Genomic DNA, 18867 nt, shown 5'->3' with positions numbered 1-18867 from the left:
TCAGGCCGAGGAGGTGAGGGCGAGCTCGACCTGCTCGGCTGACAGGGCGTGCTGGATCACCATGGTGGCCGCGCCGATCACGCCGGCGTGGTCGCCGGTGCGTGCGGCCACGATCTGCAGGTCGCCCGTCGCCAGCGGCAGCGAGCGGCGGTAGACGACCTCGCGGATGCCGGCCAGCAGGCTCTCGGCCGCCTGCGCGAGGATGCCGCCGACGACGATGACCGACGGGTTGAGCAGGCTCACGCAGGTGGCCAGCACCTCACCGATCTCCCGGCCGGCGTCGCGGATCGCGGCCGTGGCGACCGTGTCGCCGGACTTGGCCAGGGAGATCAGTCCCCGGCTGTCGCCCGCGTCAACGCTCTGTGCTGCAAGGGATCTCACGATGGCTGGTCCGCTCGCTACCGCTTCGAGGCAGCCGACGTTGCCGCAGGTGCAGCGGACGTCGCCCCCGTGGGGAGCGGCGACGTGCCCCAGGTCGCCCGCGGACCCCTGGGCGCCACGGGTGAGCCGGCCGTCGCTGATGATGCCGGCGCCGATACCGGTGGCCACCTTGACGAACATCAGGTGGTCGACCTCGGGGTAGATCGTCGCGTGCTCGCCCAGCGCCATGATGTTCACGTCGTTGTCGACGAGGACCGGGCAGCCGCCGAGGCGGGACGAGACATGACCGGGCACGTCGAAGTCGTCCCAGCCGGGCATGATCGGCGGCAGGGCAGGTCGCCCGCTCGAGTGCTCCACCGGGCCGGGCAGGCCGATGCCGACGCCCGCGAGCTCGTCCTGGCGCCGCCCCGCCGAACGGAGCAGGGCCTTGGCGGTGCGCACCACCCGGTCGAGCACGGGCTTGGGACCGAGGGTGATGTCGAGCGGCTCGGCGCGCTCGGCAATGACCCGCCCGCTGAGGTCGGTGAGCGCCACGATCGCATGTGTCGCACCGAGATCCGCGCCGATGACCACCCGGGCGTCGGGGTTGAAGGCGAACCTCGCCGGTGGGCGACCACCGGTGCTGGCCGCCTCGCCCGAAGGTGCCAGGAGGCCCGTGCCGAGGAGCGCGTCGACGCGCGCACCGACGGTCGACCGGGCGAGCCCGGTGAGCTGGATGAGCTCGGCGCGGGTGCGCGGCTTGCCGTCGCGCATGAGCTGGAGCAGGTCACCGGCACCCGACGACCCGTTGACCGTCGTGAGGGGTCCTGCGGTGTCCACGGGGGAAGTGAACCACAGGGGACTTCTCGAGGCACCTGCGGCAGATCTGGATCCTTGACATCAAACTTTTGCTTGACCGGCATACAAAAGTAGGTCTAGCGTCTGCCGGCATGACCCGAGGCAACGCAGCCTCGCCCTTGTTGGCGATGACCGGCATCGTGAAACGGTTCCCCGGCGTCGTCGCCCTGCGCGGCGTCGACCTCGAGGTCGAGCCGGGTGAGGTGCACTGCCTCCTGGGCCAGAACGGCGCCGGCAAGTCCACCCTCATCAAGGTGCTGGCGGGAGTCCACCAGCCCGACGAGGGCCGAATCACGTGGAACGGCACCGAGGTTCGGCTCTCGCACCCACAGGCCGCGATGGACCTCGGCATCGCCACCATCTACCAGGAGCTCGACCTCGTCGAGGGGCTCACGGTCGCGGAGAACATCTTCCTCGGGCACGAGCGTGCGCGGTACGGCTTCTCGCAGCGGCGGGCCGCGGCCCGCGAGACCGCAGACCTGCTGCGCCGGCTCGGCCACAGCGAGATCTCGCCGACGGCCGAGGTCGGGAGCCTGTCGGCAGCCGGTCAGCAGATCGTGAGCATGGCGCGTGCCCTGTCGCGCGACGCCCGCCTCATCGTCATGGACGAGCCCTCCGCCGTGCTCGACGCCGGTGAGGTGCAACGACTCTTCGGGGTCATCCGCGACCTCACCGCCGAGGGCGTGGCCGTCGTCTACATCTCGCACCGGCTCGAGGAGATCCGCGCGATCGGCGACCGGGTGACGGTCCTCAAGGACGGCGGCACGGTGACAACGGGCCTGCCCGCCAAGGAGACCCCGACGGCGGAGGTCATCCGGCTCATGACGGGGCGGTCGATCGAGTACGTCTTCCCACCGCGGCCGGGCGTGCCGCCGGGCGAGCCGCTGCTCGAGGTCGAGGGCCTTTCGCGCGCAGGGGAGTTCGCGGATGTCGACTTCAGTGTGCGACCCGGGGAGGTGGTCGGGTTCGCCGGACTGGTCGGGGCCGGCCGTTCGGAGATCCTCGAGACCGTTTTCGGCGCCCGGAAGGCCGACCGCGGCACGGTCCGCGTGGGCGGGAAGGCCCTGAGGCCGGGCTCGGTCGACGCGGCGGTCGCTGCCGGCATTGGGCTGTGCCCCGAAGAGCGCAAGTCGCAGGCGCTCCTCCTCGGTGACTCCGTGGCCACCAACATCTCGTTGGCGAGCCTCACGCGGTTCGCCAAGGGTGGCGTGCTGGACGGGCGGGGTATGCGGCGTGCTTCCGCCGACATCGCCCGCTCGGTCGACGTGCGGCCGCCGGACATCGGCCGCGAGATGCGCACCCTCTCCGGGGGCAACCAGCAGAAGGTGGTGCTGGCGCGCTGGCTGCTGCGTGACTGCCGCGTGCTGCTGCTCGACGAACCCACCCGCGGCGTCGACGTCGGCGCCCGGTCCGAGATCTACGGTCTCATCCGCACCCTGGCCGACCGCGGTGTCGCCGTGGTCGTCGTCTCCAGCGAGATCGAGGAGGTGCTCGGCCTGTCCGACCGGGTCCTCGTCATCGGCGACGGAGCCGTGCTGGCCGAGGCCGCGAGCGGTGAGCTCGACGAACGTGGAGTGCTCGACATCGTCATGAGAGGAGACGCCGCGTGAGCCTCGAAGCCCCGGCGACGACGCCGGACCCGTCACGGGACCCGTCCAAGGGCCCCACCACGGGCCAGGAGAAGGAAGCATCGGCGTCCGGCCTGCCCAAACAGGAGACCAGCGCCGTCGCGACCGAGGGGGACGGTGCCCGACGGTCGGGCCCTCTCGGTGGACTGGTCGCGGGCGCGGCTGGGCGCAACCTCGGCCTGGTCATCGCCCTCCTCGTGCTGTGCGTCGTCGGCCTCGTCACCGCCGGCGACCGGTTCGGCAGCCTCGACAACGCGATGACGATCCTGCGCCTCGCCAGCGTCACCGGCGTCGTCGCGGTGGGGATGACCTTCGTGATCTGTGGCGGCGGCATCGACCTGTCGGTGGGTGCGATCGTCGCCCTGTCGTCGGTGTGGGCCACCACCTTGGCGACCCAGGCCATGGCCGCGGACTTCCACTGGATCGTCATGGTCTTCACCGCGCTCGTGGTCGGGGCGGCCTGCGGGCTGGTCAACGGGATCCTGATCGCCTACGGGAAGGTCGCCCCCTTCATCGCCACCCTCGCCATGCTCGCGGCAGCCCGCGGGCTGGCCGAGATCATCGCCCAGCGCAAGACCCAGATCGTGCGCGAGCGCGGCTTCATCGACTTCTTCGGTGGCAGCGTCCTTGGGATCCCGGTGCTCGTCATCATGTTCGCCGTGGTCGCCGTGATCGGCTGGGTGCTGCTCAACCGCACGACGTTCGGCCGGCGAACCCTGGCCATCGGCGGCAACCCGGAGGCCGCGCGGCTGGCCGGGATCCGCGTGCAGCGTCACACGGCATACCTGTATGTCCTCATCGGGGTGGCGTGCGGCATCGCCGCGGTCATGCTGATGGCGCGCACGACCACGGGCACGTCCACACACGGCAACCTGCTCGAGCTGGACACCATCGCCGCCGTCGTCATCGGAGGGACGCTGCTGAGCGGCGGTCGCGGCACCATCGTCGGCACCGTCTTCGGTGTCCTCATCTTCACGACGCTCAGCAACGTGTTCACGCTCAACAACGTCGACACCTCGACCCAGGCCGTCGCCAAGGGCGCCATCATCATCGCCGCCGTGCTGCTCCAGCAACGCGTGGCCGCCCGACATCGCGAGTCGGCCAAGGCCTGAAACACAAACTCGCCCAGGGGAATCCACACCACCCAACATCCGCACGCGGCATACCGCCCCACCAAGGAGAAACGAATGAAGCGCACCATCACCTCCCGGCGCCTCGCCGCCGTCGGCATCGCCGGCGCCCTCGCCCTCGTGGCAGCCGGGTGCACGAGCAACGACCCCCAGCAGACCAGCAACGACTCGTCGGCGGCGCCCAAGGCCGCGAGCGACAACGACGCTCCGGGCGACAAGGTGACCATCGGGTTCTCGGGCCCGGCTGCCGACCACGGCTGGCTGGCCGCGATCAACAGCTCCGCGCAGGCCGAGGCGAAGAAGTACTCGGACATCGACTTCAAGGCCGTCGAGGGCACCAATGACGCTAGCCAGCAGATCGCGCAGATCGAAACCTTCATCAACGACAAGGTCGACGCGATCGTGTTGCTGCCCACCGATGGTGCGGCGCTGACCGAGGTCGCGACCAAGGCGATGAATGCCGGCATCCCGGTGGTGAACGTCGACCGCGAGTTCTCCAGCCCGTTCGCCGCCCGCACCACGATCCTCGGCGACAACTACGGCATGGGGGTCTCGGCCGGGACGTACGCCTGCAAGGTCGTCAAGGACAAGAAGCTCAGCAACCCGGTCATCGCCGAGATCGCCGGCATCGACTCGCTGCCGCTGACCCAGGACCGCAGCAAGGGCTTCGCCGACGCGCTGAAGGCCTGTGGGCAGACGGTCGACAACCGGGTCGCGGCGCAGTTCACCGTCGAGTCCGGTGAGAAGGAGGCGTCCAACCTCCTCCAGGCCGCCAAGAAGATCGACATCCTCTGGAACCACGACGATGACCAGGGCGTGGGCGTCATGGCCGCGCTCGACCAGGCGAACCGGCACGAGATGGCCTTCATCGGTGGCGCCGGGTCGGCCAACGCAATGCGGTGGATCAAGGAAGGCAAGATGGAGGCCACCGTCCTCTACCCGCCGACGCAGGCTGCCGACGGCATCAAGCTCGCTCGGCTGCTCGCGCAGGACAAGGGCCTGTCCGACCTCGTCCAGGTCGAGGTGCCCAAGCGCGTCGTCCTCAACGCGCCGGTGGTGACCAAGGAGAACGTCGACAAGTACCTGCCGCTGGGCTTCGAGTCCTGATGGCGGCAGAGGACAAGCCGACCCTGGGAGTCGGCATGATCGGCTACTCCTTCATGGGTCGCGCCCACTCCCAGGGTTGGCGGGGCGCCCACAGCTTCTTCGACCCACCCGCGCTGCCTCGGCTGGTCGCGATCGGTGGTCGGGATGCGGCGGCAGCCCAGGAGACGGCCGACAGGTTCGGATGGGAGTCGGTGGAGACGGACTGGCGGGAGCTCATCGCCCGCCCGGACGTCGACATCGTCGACATCTGCACGCCGGGCGACACCCACGCCGAGATCGCGGTGGCCGCGCTCGCCGCCGGCAAGCACGTGCTCTGCGAGAAGCCGCTGGCCAACACCGTGGAGGAGGCCGCGACGATGGCTGCGGCTGCGGCCGACGCGGCTCGCGACCGGGGTGTGCGGTCGATGGTGGGCTTCACCTACCGTCGCGTGCCCGCCATCGCCTATGCGCGAAAGCTGGTGCAGGACGGGCGAATCGGCGAGGTGCGGCACGTGCGTGCGCAGTACCTCCAGGACTGGCTGGTTGACCCCGAGGCGCCGTTGACGTGGCGGCTGCAGAAGGAGCGCGCCGGGTCGGGGGCGCTCGGCGACATCGGCGCCCACATCATCGACCTGACCCAGTTCGTCACAGGGGAGTCGGTGGCCGGTGTGAGCGCCCTGACCGAGACCTTCGTCAAGGAGCGGCCGCTCCCGGGAGACACGGCGCGGGGACTGTCGGCGGACGTCTCCGAGGGCCGTGGCCAGGTCACGGTGGACGACGCGGCGATCTTCGTCGGGCGGCTCGCTGGCGGCGCGCTGGCGACCTTCGAGGCGACCCGGTTCGCCACCGGCCGCAAGAACGCGATTCGACTGGAGGTCAACGGTTCTCGCGGCAGCCTGGCGTTCGATTTCGAGAACATGAACGTGCTCTGGCTCCACGACGCAGCCGTGCCGGCTGTCGACGGCGGGTTCACCCGCGTCCTCGTGACCGAACCCGAGCACCCCTACGTCGCGCCCTGGTGGCCGCAGGGCCACCTGCTGGGCTACGAGCACGGCTTCACCCACCAGGCGGCCGACTTCCTCACCGCCGTCGCCGAGGGCGCCGACCCCACGCCCTCGTTCGCCGACGGCCTTCAGGTGCAGACGGTGCTCGCCGCGGTCGAGCGCAGCGCGGCCTCTGGCGCAGCCTGGACGCCGATCGCCCCGCCTTCATGAGTTGACCTCGCACGACCCCATCGCACCAATCTCGGCACGAGCAAAGGAGCAGCATGGACACCACCGACCGACCCGACACCCCCGCCCTCGCCAAGGGGCTCGGCCTGGGCCGCCGCCAGTTCCTGGCGGCTACGACCGGCATGGCGGCGGCGACCCTCGCAGGCCCGCTGGCCGGGCGAGCCTCCGCGGCCTCCGCCCCCGCGGCTGCGTCCGCGAGCGGCGTCGTCGTGCCGCCGGGAAAGCGCGGCATCATCCTCTACACCGTCCGGGACGCGATCTCGCGCGACCCCGCGACCACCCCCTACGCATCGGGATTCCGCGCGGTCTTCGAGGAGCTCGGCCGCATCGGCTACAAGCAGGTGGAGTTCGCGGGCTACCGCCAGCACCCGAACGCCCCGGGCGGCGACACCGACACCGTCGCCGGTGCGCACCTCCTGCGCCAGTGGCTCGACGACAACGGGCTCGAGGCCGAGGGCAACCACGGCAGCGTGCCGGGCGACCTGAGCGCCGGTTCGCTCGCGGCATTCGACGCCGCCTGTGAACGCGCCAACATCCTCGGCCTCGGGCACATCGGCACGGGCGGCGACCCGACGGGTAGCGCCTACCAGGCCGACTGGGACGCCGCCGCCGAGCGCTGGAACGTCCTCGGACGACGCGCCGCCGGGCACGGGCTCAAGCTCTACACGCACAACCACGACACGGCATACAACTTCCTTCTCGACAGCGGACCCCTTGACGCACAAGGCCGTCCGACGCGTTCGTCCGGCATCCGCCGGCTCGAGTACTTCCTCACGCGCACCGACCCCGCCTACGTCTTCCTCGAGATGGACATCTACTGGGCGCACGTCGCGCAGTTCCGATTCCGCACCTACACGGCTCCCGACGGCTCGACCGTCACCTCGGTCTTCAACCCGCTCGCCGTGGTGCAGCGACAGCCGATCCGCTTCCCGCTCTTCCACGCCAAGGACGGCGACTCGCGTCCCGACCTGCCGGCGGGCTACGAGATGGTGCCCTTCGGCACGGGCGACATCGACTACCGCACGTTCCTGTCGCAGACCGGTGCGCGTGGGTACCACAACCCGATGTACGAACAGGACAATGCGCCGGGAGGCGCGGCGAACCCCGGTCAGTCGCTGGACTTCTCGCGGCTCAGCTACCAGAACATGGCGGCCCTTCGGGCCTGAGAGGAGAAGACCGTGGCGCGACCGATCACGCTGTTCACCGGGCAGTGGGCCGACCTTCCCTTCGAGGAGGTATGCCGCCTGGCCGCCTCGTGGGGGTACGACGGACTCGAGATCGCTTGCTGGGGCGACCACTTCGAGGTCGACCGTGCCCTTGCCGAGGACGACTACGTGGCCGGCCGACGCGAGATCCTCGAGCGTCACGGTCTCGGGGTCTGGGCCATCTCCAACCACCTCGTCGGGCAGGCCGTCTGCGACGACCCGATCGACCAGCGGCACAAGGACATCCTGCCGCCAGACGTGTGGGGTGACGGTGACCCGGAGGGCGTGCGGCAGCGGGCCGCCACGCGCATGTCCGACACGGCCCGCGCCGCCGCCAAGCTCGGTGTCGACGTGGTCATCGGGTTCACCGGTTCGGCGATCTGGAAGTACGTCGCGATGTTCCCGCCTGTGTCGGCGGAGACGATCGAGGCGGGCTACCAGGACTTCGCCGACCGGTGGAACCCGATCCTCGACGTCTACGATGAGGTCGGGGTGCGGTTTGCCCACGAGGTCCATCCGAGCGAGATCGCCTACGACCACTGGACGACGGTGCGCACGCTCGAGGCGATCGGCCACCGCCCGGCGTTCGGCCTCAACTGGGACCCGTCCCACATGGTGTGGCAGGACCTCGACCCGGCCGCGTTCATCTGGGACTTCCAGGACCGCATCTACCACGTCGACTGCAAGGACGTGCGGATGCGAATCGGCAACGGCCGCAACGGAAGGCTGTCGTCGCACCTGCCGTGGGCTGACCCGCGCCGCGGCTGGGACTTCGTGTCCACCGGGCACGGCGACGTGCCGTGGGAGGACTGCTTCCGGGTGCTCGGCGCGATCGGGTACGACGGGCCCATCTCGGTCGAGTGGGAGGACGCGGGAATGGACCGCCTGGTGGGTGCGGCCGAGGCGGTGGACTTCGTGCGCCGGCTTGCCTTCGACCGTCCGGAGGCGGCGTTCGACGCGGCGTTCAGCTCGGGTGACCGTGATGGCTGAGGGTGACTTCACCCCCACCCGCGAGGACCGGTTCTCGTTCGGGCTGTGGACGGTCGGGTGGCAGGGGGTCGACGTCTTCGGCGGCGCCGTCCGTCCACCGCTCGACCCGGCCGAGGCGGTCCACCGGCTGTCCGACCTCGGCGCGTGGGGTGTGTCGTTCCACGACGACGACGTCATGCCCTTCGGGTCGACGGCCGAGCAGCGACTCGAGCACCTGACCCCCTTCCGCAAGGCCCTCGCCGACACCGGTGTCGTGGTGGAGATGGTGACGACGAACCTGTTCTCCCACCCCGTCTTTCGCGATGGGGGCTTCACCAACAACGACCGCGACGTGCGCCGGTTCGCCATCCGCAAGGTGGCCGACAACATCGACCTCGCGGCCCAGCTGGGCGCGACGACGTTCGTCGCCTGGGGCGGTCGTGAGGGCGCCGAGTCCGGTGCGGCCAAGGACGTCCGCGCCGCCCTCGACCGCTACAAGGAGGCGTTCGACGTCCTGGGCGACCATGTGGTCGAGCAGGGGTACGACCTGCGCTTCGCCCTGGAACCCAAGCCGAACGAACCGAGGGGCGACATCCTGCTCCCCACCGTCGGCCACGCCCTCGCCTTCATCGACGAGCTCGAGCACTCCGACCTCGTCGGCCTCAACCCCGAGGTCGGCCACGAGGAGATGGCGGGCCTCAACTACGCCCACGGCATCGCCCAGGCGCTGTGGCACGACAAGCTCTTCCACATCGACCTCAACGGGCAGAACGGTCCCCGCTTCGACCAGGACCTGCGCTTCGGGGCGGGGAACGCGCGTGGCGCGTTCTGGACCGTGGACACTCTCGAGCAGGGTGGGTATGCCGGTCCGCGTCACTTCGACTTCAAGCCGCCGCGTACCGAGGACCTCGACGGCGTGTGGGAGTCGGCCGCCGGCTGCATGCGCAACTACCTGGTGTTGGAGAAGAAGACCCGCGCCTTCCGTGCCGACCCCGAGGTCCAGGAGGCGCTGCGTGCCGCGCGCGTCGACGAGCTGGCCCGGCCGACGCTCGACGACGGCGAAGACCTCGCCACGCTGCGCGCCGACACCGACGCGTTCGACCCCGACCAGGCCGCCGCCCGCGGCATGGCCTTCGAGCGGCTGGACCAGCTCGCGCTCGAGCACCTCTACGGCATCCGGTGAACACCACCGCGTGAGGTGCCATCCGCGCTCAGGCGCGCACGCGGCATACCCCTCGACAGCTCAGGCGAAGCTGAGCAGCGCCAAGGCGTAGGCGCTCTCGGCGTCCGGGTCAATGAAGCTGGCCGGGCCGAGGTTGGGGTCGACCACGTCCACGACCCAGCCGTCGGCGCCACTGCGCAGGGCGACGAACCGGTCACCGAGCAGCCCACGCAGCTGGTCCTCCCGCGGCAGCCACAGGGCCGTGTCGAGGGTGACCGAGTCGAGTGCCCACTCGGTCGTGCCGTTGAAGCCGATCAGCGGCTGGCCCTGGAAGGTGTGCACGTCGATCGTCAGGTGGCTGATCCAGAACACCTCGCCGACGACGTTCGGCTGGTCGATGGTGAACCGGTCACCGGGGCTGGGCTCCCAGAGCACGCCAGCCTGCGCCAGCTGGCGGGCGAGCTCGACGCTGATCATGGTTCGAGCGTACGGGGGATGGCGCCGGCTCACAGGAGTGCGAAGGTGCGCAGCTCCTCCTCGGTCATGAGGCGCGAGCGGATGAGGAAGCGCACGCCCTCCGGCGCCTCCACCGAGAAGCCGCTCCCACGGCCGGCCACCACGTCGACGGTGAGATGCGTGTGCTTCCAGTACTCGTACTGCGGCGCCGACATCCAGAACTCGACCGGCTCCGGCAGGCCGTCGACCGCGAGCGACCCCAGGTGCACGTCACCGTCGCCGGTGAGGAAGTCGCCGACGGGGTAGCACATCGGCGCGCTGCCGTCGCAGCAGCCGCCGGACTGGTGGAACATCAGCGGGCCGTGCCGGCCGGTGAGGCGACGGAGCAGGTCCGCCGCCTCACCGGTGAGGTCGACCCGGGTGACCTCGCTTGTCATCGGCCTAGAAGAAGCCGAGGGGGTCGGGTGAGTAGGAGACCAGGAGGTTCTTGGTCTGCTGGTAGTGGTCGAGCATAATCTTGTGGTTCTCGCGCCCGATGCCGGACTGCTTGTAGCCGCCGAACGCCGCGTGTGCGGGGTACTGGTGGTAGCAGTTGGTCCACACGCGGCCGGCCTTGATCTCGCGCCCGACGCGGTAGGCCTGCGACCCGTTGCGCGACCAGACTCCGGCGCCGAGCCCGTAGAGGGTGTCGTTGGCGATCCGCAGGGCATCGGCCTCGTCGGCGAACCCGGTCAGCGACACCACCGGCCCGAAGATCTCCTCCTGGAAGATCCGCATGTCGTTGGTGCCCTCGAACACCGTCGGCGTCACGTAGTAGCCCTCCGCGAGGTCGCCGTCGAGCACGTTGCGCTCGCCGCCGGTGAGGACCTTCGCGCCCTCCTGCTTGCCGATGTCGATGTAGGACAGGATCTTCTCGAGCTGGTCGTTGCTGGCCTGCGCGCCGATCATCGTGTCGGTGTCGAGCGGGTTGCCCTGCTTCACCTGCTCGACCCGCGCCACTGCGTCGCCCACGAAGTCGCTGTAGATCGACTCCTGCACCAGCGCCCGCGACGGACAGGTGCACACCTCGCCCTGGTTGAGGGCGAACATGGTGAAGCCCTCCAATGCCTTGTCGTAGAACGCATCCCGCTCGCTGGCGACGTCCTCGAAGAAGATGTTCGGGCTCTTGCCGCCGAGCTCGAGGGTGACGGGGATGATGTTCTGGCTGGCGTACTGCATGATGAGCCGGCCCGTGGTCGTCTCACCGGTGAAGGCCACCTTGGCGACCCGGTTCGACGACGCCAGCGGCTTGCCTGCCTCCACGCCAAAACCGTTGACCACGTTGACGACTCCCGCCGGCACGAGGTCGCCGATGAGCTCGATCACCTTGAGGATCGACCACGGTGTCTGCTCGGCCGGCTTGAGCACCACCGCGTTCCCGGCGGCCAGCGCGGGGGCGAGCTTCCACGTCGCCATGAGGATCGGGAAGTTCCACGGGATGATCTGCGCGACAACGCCCAGCGGCTCGTGGAAGTGGTACGCGACGGTGTCCTCGTCGATCTCGGAGATGCCACCCTCCTGCCCGCGCAGCACACCGGCGAAGTAGCGGAAGTGGTCGATCGCGAGCGGCAGGTCGGCCGCCAGCGTCTCGCGCACGGGCTTGCCGTTGTCCCACGTCTCGGCCACGGCCAGCACCTCGAGGTTCTCCTCGAGCCGGTCGGCGATGCGGCTCAGGACGAGCGCGCGCTCGGCCGGACTGGTGCGTCCCCAGGCCGGTGCCGCGGCGTGGGCGGCGTCGAGTGCGGCCTCGATGTCCTCGGCGGTCCCCCTGCCGACCTCCGTGAACGGCCGGCCGGTGACGGGTGAGATGTCCTCGAAGTACTCGCCCTTCTTCGGCTCGACCCAGTTGCCGCCGATGAAGTGGCCGTAGCGCGGCTCGACCGGGACGATCGAACCCTCGGTCCCGGGGGGTGCGTAGACGGTCATGCGATGCTCCCAACGTCCTTGGTGGTGGCCCCTTTTCGGGGTGCGCCAGACGCTAGGCAGCGCAACGTTGCGACCACGTTGCACGAGGTATGCCGCGGGCTCGGCCCCGCGGCATACCTCGCCGTGCGCTCAGGGGGCGCCGAGCTCCCGGTCGAGCCGGGCGAGCTGGCCGGCCACGAGCGGACGCAACGGCGAGGTGGGCGCGAGGGCCGCCTGCTGGGCGCTCCACATCTCGTAGTCGTCGGCGCCCCACGCCGACCGGGTCCACGTCGACATGAGGTCGGGTTCGCCGGTGGTGAGCACCGCGCGTCGCAGCTGTCCCTCGACGCTGGAGCGCAGGCGGACGACCCCGGGAGCGGTCGCGGTGTGCAGCAGCGGCCCGCGGTAGGACCGCAGGGCCGAGTCGACGGCGCCGGCGGCGAGGTGCGCCTCGACCGCGAGCCAGTCGCCGGTGACCTCTGCGGTGAGGCGGTAGGGGCGGGAGGCGAGCAGTTCCTCGCCGAGGAGGGAGCGCAGCCGGTTGAGCTCGGCGCGCAGCGTGGACGCGCTGACGTCGTCCTCGTAGAGCAGGACCGCGAGCTCGTCGCCGGAGAGCCCGCGTGGTGTCGAGGCGAGAAGCAGCACGATCTCGCTGTGCCGTGGGCTGAGGCGCAGCGTGTGGCGTCGAGCGCGACCGTCGTCGATCGTCACCAACGCCTCCGCCCGGCCCAGTGCCTGGAGGCTCAGCCGCACCGTGGGGCCGTGCGGGTGCGCCGGTTCGTCCCGCCGCTGGAGCAGCTCGCGGGCGAGCTCGGCCTCGGCCATGCGGGCTGCGGCACGCACCATGGCGTTGGTCTGTGGCACCACGATGTCATCGCCGCCGGTGATGTCGAGCACGCCCAGCAGCGAGGCGTCGGACGGGTCGTGGATCGGGGTGGCGGCGCAGCTCCAGCCGCGTACGCTCGCCCGGAAGTGCTCGGCGCCGATGATGCTCACCGACTGGTCGAGGGCCAGTGCCATGCCCGGCGCGTTGGTGCCGGCCAAGCGCTCGTCCCAGTTGCTGCCCTCGACGAACCCGATCGACTCGGCCTTGCGCAGCACGCTCGGGGTGCCACAGACCCAGAGCAGCTGACCGGCTGCGTCGGAGACGGCCATGATCGCGTCGCACTCGCGGGCGGCGCGGCCGAGCACGTCGTCGAGCAGGGGGAACACCTGGGCCAGGGGATGGGCCTGCCGGTGGTCGCGCAGTGCGTCCTGCGGGAGGGTGATCGGCGCTTCGACTCGATCGGTGTCGACGCCGGCGGCGGCCGAGCGCAGCCAGGAGTCGGCCACCTCGGAGCGGACGCCGTCGACCTCCATGCCGACGATTGTGCGCAGGAGGCGGCGCGGATGTCACCCGCCGACCAGTGGGCGGTCAGCAGCCGCCGGACGCCTTGGTCGTGGGGGCGGTCTTGCCGGTGGGCTTGCTGGTTGCGTTGGCGTTGTCTGCAGTTGCGGCCTTCGGTGGTGGCGCCAGCGCGGTGTACTTGGCCCCGAGGACGAGGTCGACCGTGGCGTCGGTGCGCTTGTCAGGGACGGCCTTGGCGCCCTTGACGAGGGCGAGCACGAGGTTGGCCCGGTCCTTGCCGGCAGTGCCGTACCGGACCTCGGCCGAGCCGGCGACCTTCTTGTTGAGCGGGTCATTGGCCACGGTGCGCACGGTGAACCCGCGCTTCTTCACATCTGCGGCGGTCTTGGCGGCGAGGCCGTTGCGCTCGGTCGAGTTGTAGACGTTGACCGTCACCGACTTCGGCGCGATGGGGGCCGTCGTCGTGCAGGTGGGGGTGGGCACGGCGGCCGGCTTGGCGCGGTCGGAACGGTAGTAGGAGTAGGCGTACCAGAACGCGAAGAACAGCATCAGCGCGACGATGGCCAAGGTGATGAGGGCACGGCGGCGTCGCTCACGTCGCCCGCGCGAGGCGCCCGACTCCACGACGTAGCTCAACGCCAACCTCCGTGCCCGTGGCCGTCACCCTCGGCGGCCGCGAATCCCTTGAGAGGTCAGTCAAGCACGAGCACGCGCGCGTGCAGCGTAGGTCGCTGCTGCAGCGCGGCGCGCAGGGCGCGGTGCAGGCCGTCCTCGAGGTAGAGGTCGCCCTCCCACTCCACGACGTGCGCGAAGAGGTCGCCGTAGAACGTCGAGTCCTCGGCCAGCAGGTGACCGAGGTCGAGGGTCCGCTTGGTCGTGATCAGCTGCTCGAGCCGCACCATCCGCGGCGGCACGTCGGCCCAGTCGCGGGGCGACTGCTTGCCGTGGTCGGGATAGGGGCGCCCCTCGCCCACCTTCTTGAAGATCACCTGCCCACCCTAGAGGTATGCCGCGTGCGCGCGTTTGCGTGAATCTCGCCCTGCCCGAGGGGTGGACGTCGCACTAGAGTGCCGACCGTGACCGAGAACGCGAAGCCCGACAAGCCCGAGCAGCCCGAGCAGTCCGACGAGGCGGCGGCCAAGCCCGCGACGTCCAACGCGCAGATCGACGAGATCCGCGCCGGCTACACCTTCGAGGGGGGTGCGCTCCTGTTCGGGGCCGCGGTCGTCGACGGCACGGCATACCCGGACGCGCCGGTGAAGATCCCGCTCGCCACCCTCAACCGGCACGGCCTCGTGGCCGGCGCCACCGGCACCGGCAAGACCAAGACCCTTCAGCTCATGGCCGAGCAGCTCGCGGGCCAGGGTGTCCCGGTCTTCCTCGCCGACATCAAGGGCGACCTGTCCGGCATGGCCAGCCCGGGCCAGCCCAACGACAAGATCACCGCGCGCGCCCAGGAGGTCGGGCAGGACTGGCAGCCCACGGCATACCCTGCCGAGTTCCTCTCGCTGGGAGGTCAGGGCAACGGGGTGCCGATCCGTGCGAGCGTCTCGTCGTTCGGTCCGACGATGCTGGCAAAGGTGTTGGGGCTCAACGAAACCCAGGAGTCCAGCCTCGGCCTCGTCTTCCACTACGCCGACTCCAAGCAGCTGTGGCTCGACGAGCTCAAGGACCTGCGAGCCGTCGTGCAGTTCCTCGCGTCCGACGAGGGCAAGGCCGACCTCAAGGAGCTCGGCGGGCTCTCGTCCGCGACCGCGGGGGTGATCCTGCGCGAGCTGATCACGTTCGCCGACCAGGGGGCCGAGGCGTTCTTCGGCACGCCCGAGTTCGACACGGCCGACCTGCTGCGGACGGGGGCCGACGGCAAGGGCATGGTCACGCTCCTCGAGCTGCCCGCGGTGCAGGACCGGCCGGCGCTGTTCTCGACGTTCCTCATGTGGCTGCTCGCCGACCTCTACCACGACCTGCCCGAGGTGGGGGACCCCGAGAAGCCCAAGCTGGTGTTCTTCTTCGACGAGGCGCACCTGTTGTTCAACGACGCCTCGAAGGCGTTCCTCGACGCGATCCAGCAGACGGTGCGGCTGATCCGGTCCAAGGGTGTGGGTGTCTTCTTCGTGACGCAGTCGCCCAAGGACGTGCCTGCCGATGTCCTCGCCCAGCTGGGCAACCGGGTGCAGCACGCGCTGCGGGCCTACACCCCCGAGGACGCCAAGGCGCTCAAGGCGGCCGTGTCGACCTACCCGCACAGCGGCTACGACCTCGAGGAGCTGCTCACGACGCTCGGCACCGGTGAGGCGGTCGTGACCGTGCTGTCCGAGAAGGGCGCACCGACCCCGGTGGCCTGGACCCGGATGATCGCGCCGCAGTCGCTCATGGCCCCCTCCGACGACGCCACGATCAAGGGCATCGTGGCCGCGTCGTCGCTGGCGCCCAAGTACACGACCGCGACCAACCGCGACTCCGCGTTCGAGATGTTGCAGGCCAAGGAGCAGGCGGCGCAGGCGCAGCCGGCCCCGGGTCAGCCCGCGCCGGCTCCGGCGGGTGGCGGCGAGGCGGCGAAGCCGCCGCGGGCCCCGAAGGAGCAGCCCGGCATCGTCGAGCAGGTTGTGACGTCGAGCGCGTTCAAGTCCGCGCTGCGGTCGGCGGGCACCGTCCTTGGCCGCGAGATCACCCGCTCGATCTTCGGCACCTCGCGCCGCCGCCGCTGACCGCGTTGCGTCTGCGTGAACGGTGGCTATGGCAGCCGTTCACGCAGACGCAAGCACGCGCGGGGAGATCAGGTTGACCGGCGGTTGCGTTCGGTCGCGACCGCCTCGCGCACGGCAGGGGCGATCTCGTCGCTGATGCGGCGCAGCGCGGACTCGACCGGCGGCACGCCGAAGACATAACCGTTCATGCCGTGGTCGAGCGTGACCTGGGTGAGCAGGTCGACCCACTGCCCGGTCGAGAAGTCGCCCCACACGTTGTAGATGCGGGTGATCTCTGCGGGGTCACGTCCGGCGGAGCGCGCGGCCTCGTCGATCTGCTCGTGGGCCCCGCCGAGCTGGTCCGGTGGGACGAACGCCAGGGACGGAAGCCATCCATCTGCCTTGCGCCCCAACAGATCCAGCATGCGCGGCTTGAACGCCCCCAACCAGATGCCGATGTCGTGCAACGGGCGCGGCCCGGGGTGGGCGCCGGTCATCGAAAAGTGCTTCCCGGCATACGAGGCCGGTCGTCCCGACCAGAAGAGGTCCATGACGTCGATCGCCTCGGCGACCGCCTCGAACTTCTCGCGTGGCTCTCCGACCGTGCCGCCGAACGCCCGGATGCCGTCGGGGAACGCCCCGGCGCCGAGCCCCAGCTCGACGCGTCCACCGGTGATCCGGTCGAGCGATGCGGCTGCCTTGGCGAGCATCACGGGAGGCCGCAGTGGCAGGTTCGCCACGTCGGGGAAGAGCCGCACCCGCTCGGTGACCGCCCCGACCGCGGACAGCAGTGTCCACGTGTCGAGGAAGCCCGAGTTGTAGGGGTGGTCCTGCACACCGATCAGGTCGAGACCGGCCCGGTCCGCCACGCGCGCCGCGTCGAGCAGCACGTCGGGACGGTCGGCGTCGGGCGACATGAACCAGCCGAACTCGACCGGTCGTCCGTAGTCGTTCATGACGTTGCCTCCACGGGCTCGACGGCTGGCTCGATCGGGTCGGCGGGCACGGGCGCAGGGCCGCGGCTGGCCGCCGCTTCATGGTCGCGCACCAGCAGCGAGACCGCGACGCCGAAGGCGGCGATGAGGGCGCTGACGACAAAGACGTCCTGGTATGCCGCGAACGCGGCGGCCGTGCGTGTGGTCGCCGAGGCGTCCACCGCGAGGTCGGCCAGGTGGGACGTCATCCGGACGGTGAGCGTGGTGGCCAGCAGGGCGACACCGACGCTGGCGGCGACCTGGCGGGTGGTCGAGAACAGCGCGCTCGCGCGAGCCGTCTCCAGCGGGGTGATGCTCGAGAAGGCCGCGGCCTGCACCGGCACCATGATGAACGCGCCGGCCATGCCCATGAGGAACATCGCGCTGCGGATGAGCCACAGGCTCGATTCCGCCTCGACGAGCGCCAACCCGACCTGGCTCAGCGTGATGACGGCAAACCCGCCCGCGAGCATCCGGCGTGGACCGACCCGCTGGAAGACGCGGTTGGTGAAGGGCAGCACCACGAGCATCCCGATCGCCTGCCACATGGTCAGCAGGCCGGACTCGGTGGCGGACAGTCCCATCGAGGTCTGCACCATGAGGGGCACGACGAACAGCGCACCCATCGTGGCTCCGGCAGCCGGCAGCATGATGATGTTGCCGAGCCGGAACATCCGGTTGCCGAGCAGCTTGAGGTCGATCATCGGGAACTGCACGCGCCGCTCGGTCACGACGAACGCGATGACGAGCAGGACGCCGGCGCTGACGAGCGCCAGCGTGGGACGGTCGGACCAGCCCTCACGCGCCCCGCGTTCGAGGCCGACGAGCAGGGTCGCCAGACCGGCACCGCCGGTGAGGAACCCGAGTACGTCGAGGCGCTCGCGGGCCGTCCGCACGCCCTTCCTGAGGGCGACGGCGCTGAAGACCAGGCCGATGATGCCGATCGGCACCTTGAGCAGGAACACCCAGCGCCACGAGATGTTGTCGGCGAGCCAGCCGCCGAGCACCGGGCCGAGGGCCGGTGCCAGCGTCGTCGGGATGGCCAGCACCGCGGAAGCGCGGGCGCGCTCATGCGGCGGGAAGGCACGGAACAACATGGCCGTGCCCACCGGCGTCAGCAGACCACCGCCGACGCCCTGCGTCACACGGGCGATGAGCAGCTCCGTCACCGAGTTCGCGAAACCGGCCCACAACGAGGCCGCGGTGTAGATGGCGAGGGCGAGCACGAACGTGTTCTTGTCGCCGAACCGGTCAGCCACCCAGCCGGAGGCGGGGATGAAGACCGCGAGGCTCACGAGGTAGCCCGTGACCAGCCACTGCAGCGTCGAGGTCTCGGCGTCGAAGTGTTCGCCCAGGATGGGCAGCGCCGTGTTGAGCACCGTCATGTCGAGGATCTCCATGAACAGCGCCATGACGAACGCCGTGGCCACCAGCCACTTGTAGGGAACGGAGCGGAACATCAGGGCCGTCGATTCAGGCTGTCGCGAACTGGAAGGCCAGGACGACGGCGCCCAGGACGAGCAGGACGAGCGCGCCCACACTGCCCTTGAACGTGTCCCGGGCCCGGACGTGGAAGACGAGCGCGCCGATCATCATGAGGACGAGCCCGATGGCGGCGGCGATGCCGAGCGGCTGGAGCCACAGGCCTATGACGACGCCGATGGCGCCGAGCACCTCGAGGGCGCCGACGGTCTTCTGCAGGCTCGGGGTGACGCCCAGCGACTCGAGGGTGCCGGTGACGGGTTCGGCCCGGCGCAGCTTGCCCGTACCGGCCAGGAAGAAGCCCAGGCCGAGCAGGGCGGAGAGAATGATGGTGGTGATGGTCACG

Annotated in this window: 18 protein-coding genes; 8 read left to right on the top strand and 10 right to left on the bottom strand. The window is 70.2% G+C overall.

What is annotated here, in order from left to right:
• Positions 1-1134, bottom strand: coding sequence for an ROK family protein (locus HJG52_RS14620; RefSeq protein WP_171244558.1), 1134 nt, complete (start codon positions 1132-1134; stop codon positions 1-3).
• A 176-nt stretch (positions 1135-1310) separates the two neighbouring features.
• Between HJG52_RS14620 and HJG52_RS14615 the strand changes: the two genes are divergently transcribed.
• The 7 genes from HJG52_RS14615 to xylA all read left to right on the top strand — a co-directional run bounded on the left by HJG52_RS14615 (position 1311) and on the right by xylA (position 9651).
• A complete protein-coding gene (locus HJG52_RS14615) occupies positions 1311-2828 on the top strand; it encodes a sugar ABC transporter ATP-binding protein (RefSeq protein WP_240978054.1) in 1518 nt (505 codons plus the stop codon).
• Positions 2829-2992: 164 nt separating this feature from the next.
• A complete protein-coding gene (locus HJG52_RS14610) occupies positions 2993-3958 on the top strand; it encodes an ABC transporter permease (protein WP_240978078.1) in 966 nt (321 codons plus the stop codon).
• Between the two features lie 75 nt (positions 3959-4033).
• Positions 4034-5083 (top strand): substrate-binding domain-containing protein, encoded by a 1050-nt coding sequence (locus HJG52_RS14605; RefSeq protein ID WP_171244358.1) that lies wholly within the window; start codon positions 4034-4036, stop codon positions 5081-5083.
• Positions 5083-6276, top strand: coding sequence for a Gfo/Idh/MocA family protein (locus HJG52_RS14600; RefSeq protein WP_171244357.1), 1194 nt, complete (start codon positions 5083-5085; stop codon positions 6274-6276). The genes HJG52_RS14605 and HJG52_RS14600 overlap by 1 nt, the downstream gene beginning before the upstream one ends.
• Before the next feature lie 53 nt (positions 6277-6329).
• The gene (locus tag HJG52_RS14595) at positions 6330-7460 is read left to right on the top strand and encodes a sugar phosphate isomerase/epimerase family protein (RefSeq protein ID WP_171244356.1); all 1131 of its coding nucleotides are present in this window, start codon (positions 6330-6332) and stop codon (positions 7458-7460) included.
• Between the two features lie 12 nt (positions 7461-7472).
• Positions 7473-8489: a TIM barrel protein gene (locus HJG52_RS14590; protein ID WP_171244355.1), complete on the top strand. Its 1017-nt coding sequence runs from the start codon at positions 7473-7475 to the stop codon at positions 8487-8489.
• On the top strand, positions 8482-9651 hold the full coding sequence (gene xylA / locus HJG52_RS14585) for a xylose isomerase (RefSeq protein ID WP_171244354.1): 1170 nt from the start codon (positions 8482-8484) through the stop codon (positions 9649-9651). Before HJG52_RS14590 ends, xylA begins: the two co-directional genes overlap by 8 nt.
• Before the next feature lie 60 nt (positions 9652-9711).
• Here the strand turns inward: xylA and HJG52_RS14580 are convergent, their stop codons facing one another.
• The 6 genes from HJG52_RS14580 to HJG52_RS14555 form a co-directional block, all read right to left on the bottom strand.
• Positions 9712-10107, bottom strand: coding sequence for a hypothetical protein (locus tag HJG52_RS14580; RefSeq protein WP_171244353.1), 396 nt, complete (start codon positions 10105-10107; stop codon positions 9712-9714).
• Between the two features lie 29 nt (positions 10108-10136).
• Positions 10137-10523 (bottom strand): DUF779 domain-containing protein, encoded by a 387-nt coding sequence (locus tag HJG52_RS14575; protein WP_171244352.1) that lies wholly within the window; start codon positions 10521-10523, stop codon positions 10137-10139.
• Positions 10524-10527: 4 nt separating this feature from the next.
• Positions 10528-12051: an acetaldehyde dehydrogenase ExaC gene (gene exaC / locus HJG52_RS14570; RefSeq protein WP_171244351.1), complete on the bottom strand. Its 1524-nt coding sequence runs from the start codon at positions 12049-12051 to the stop codon at positions 10528-10530.
• 129 nt (positions 12052-12180) lie between these two features.
• On the bottom strand, positions 12181-13389 hold the full coding sequence (locus HJG52_RS14565) for a sigma-54-dependent transcriptional regulator family protein (RefSeq protein WP_171244350.1): 1209 nt from the start codon (positions 13387-13389) through the stop codon (positions 12181-12183).
• A 55-nt stretch (positions 13390-13444) separates the two neighbouring features.
• Complete coding sequence (locus HJG52_RS14560) at positions 13445-14014, bottom strand: LytR C-terminal domain-containing protein (protein WP_171244349.1); 570 nt, start codon at positions 14012-14014, stop codon at positions 13445-13447.
• Between the two features lie 56 nt (positions 14015-14070).
• Entirely contained in the window at positions 14071-14367 is a 297-nt protein-coding gene (locus HJG52_RS14555) for a type II toxin-antitoxin system VapB family antitoxin (RefSeq protein ID WP_171244348.1), read from the bottom strand.
• 174 nt (positions 14368-14541) lie between these two features.
• Between HJG52_RS14555 and HJG52_RS14550 the strand changes: the two genes are divergently transcribed.
• The gene (locus HJG52_RS14550) at positions 14542-16086 is read left to right on the top strand and encodes a helicase HerA-like domain-containing protein (protein ID WP_346767780.1); all 1545 of its coding nucleotides are present in this window, start codon (positions 14542-14544) and stop codon (positions 16084-16086) included.
• 68 nt (positions 16087-16154) lie between these two features.
• Here HJG52_RS14550 and HJG52_RS14545 read toward each other — a convergent pair whose 3' ends face one another.
• From HJG52_RS14545 to HJG52_RS14535, 3 genes are read right to left on the bottom strand one after another with little or no spacing between them, the layout of a single operon-like run.
• Positions 16155-17021 carry an LLM class flavin-dependent oxidoreductase gene (locus HJG52_RS14545; RefSeq protein WP_171244346.1) on the bottom strand — a complete coding sequence of 289 codons (867 nt, stop codon included), beginning with the start codon at positions 17019-17021 and terminating at the stop codon, positions 16155-16157.
• On the bottom strand, positions 17018-18499 hold the full coding sequence (locus HJG52_RS14540; RefSeq protein WP_171244345.1) for an MDR family MFS transporter: 1482 nt from the start codon (positions 18497-18499) through the stop codon (positions 17018-17020). The genes HJG52_RS14545 and HJG52_RS14540 overlap by 4 nt, the downstream gene beginning before the upstream one ends.
• Positions 18500-18512: 13 nt before the next feature.
• Positions 18513-18866, bottom strand: coding sequence for a DoxX family protein (locus HJG52_RS14535; RefSeq protein ID WP_171244344.1), 354 nt, complete (start codon positions 18864-18866; stop codon positions 18513-18515).
• Position 18867: the final 1 nt, after the last annotated feature.

The organism is Knoellia koreensis (genome assembly GCF_013041615.1).
GTDB lineage: Bacteria > Actinomycetota > Actinomycetes > Actinomycetales > Dermatophilaceae > Pedococcus > Pedococcus koreensis.
This window is presented reverse-complemented; position numbering and strand designations above follow the sequence as displayed.

Excerpts from the sequence above, each read along its gene's own strand:
- HJG52_RS14620 (WP_171244558.1), bottom strand. The coding sequence starts at position 1,134 with ATGCGCGACGGCAAGCCGCGCACCCGCGCCGAGCTCATCCAGCTCACC.
- HJG52_RS14615 (WP_240978054.1), top strand. The coding sequence starts at position 1,311 with ATGACCCGAGGCAACGCAGCCTCGCCCTTGTTGGCGATGACCGGCATC.
- HJG52_RS14605 (WP_171244358.1), top strand. The coding sequence starts at position 4,034 with ATGAAGCGCACCATCACCTCCCGGCGCCTCGCCGCCGTCGGCATCGCC.
- HJG52_RS14600 (WP_171244357.1), top strand. The coding sequence starts at position 5,083 with ATGGCGGCAGAGGACAAGCCGACCCTGGGAGTCGGCATGATCGGCTAC.
- HJG52_RS14595 (WP_171244356.1), top strand. The coding sequence starts at position 6,330 with ATGGACACCACCGACCGACCCGACACCCCCGCCCTCGCCAAGGGGCTC.
- xylA (WP_171244354.1), top strand. The coding sequence starts at position 8,482 with ATGGCTGAGGGTGACTTCACCCCCACCCGCGAGGACCGGTTCTCGTTC.
- HJG52_RS14580 (WP_171244353.1), bottom strand. The coding sequence starts at position 10,107 with ATGATCAGCGTCGAGCTCGCCCGCCAGCTGGCGCAGGCTGGCGTGCTC.
- HJG52_RS14575 (WP_171244352.1), bottom strand. The coding sequence starts at position 10,523 with ATGACAAGCGAGGTCACCCGGGTCGACCTCACCGGTGAGGCGGCGGAC.
- exaC (WP_171244351.1), bottom strand. The coding sequence starts at position 12,051 with ATGACCGTCTACGCACCCCCCGGGACCGAGGGTTCGATCGTCCCGGTC.
- HJG52_RS14565 (WP_171244350.1), bottom strand. The coding sequence starts at position 13,389 with ATGGAGGTCGACGGCGTCCGCTCCGAGGTGGCCGACTCCTGGCTGCGC.
- HJG52_RS14545 (WP_171244346.1), bottom strand. The coding sequence starts at position 17,021 with ATGAACGACTACGGACGACCGGTCGAGTTCGGCTGGTTCATGTCGCCC.
- HJG52_RS14540 (WP_171244345.1), bottom strand. The coding sequence starts at position 18,499 with ATGTTCCGCTCCGTTCCCTACAAGTGGCTGGTGGCCACGGCGTTCGTC.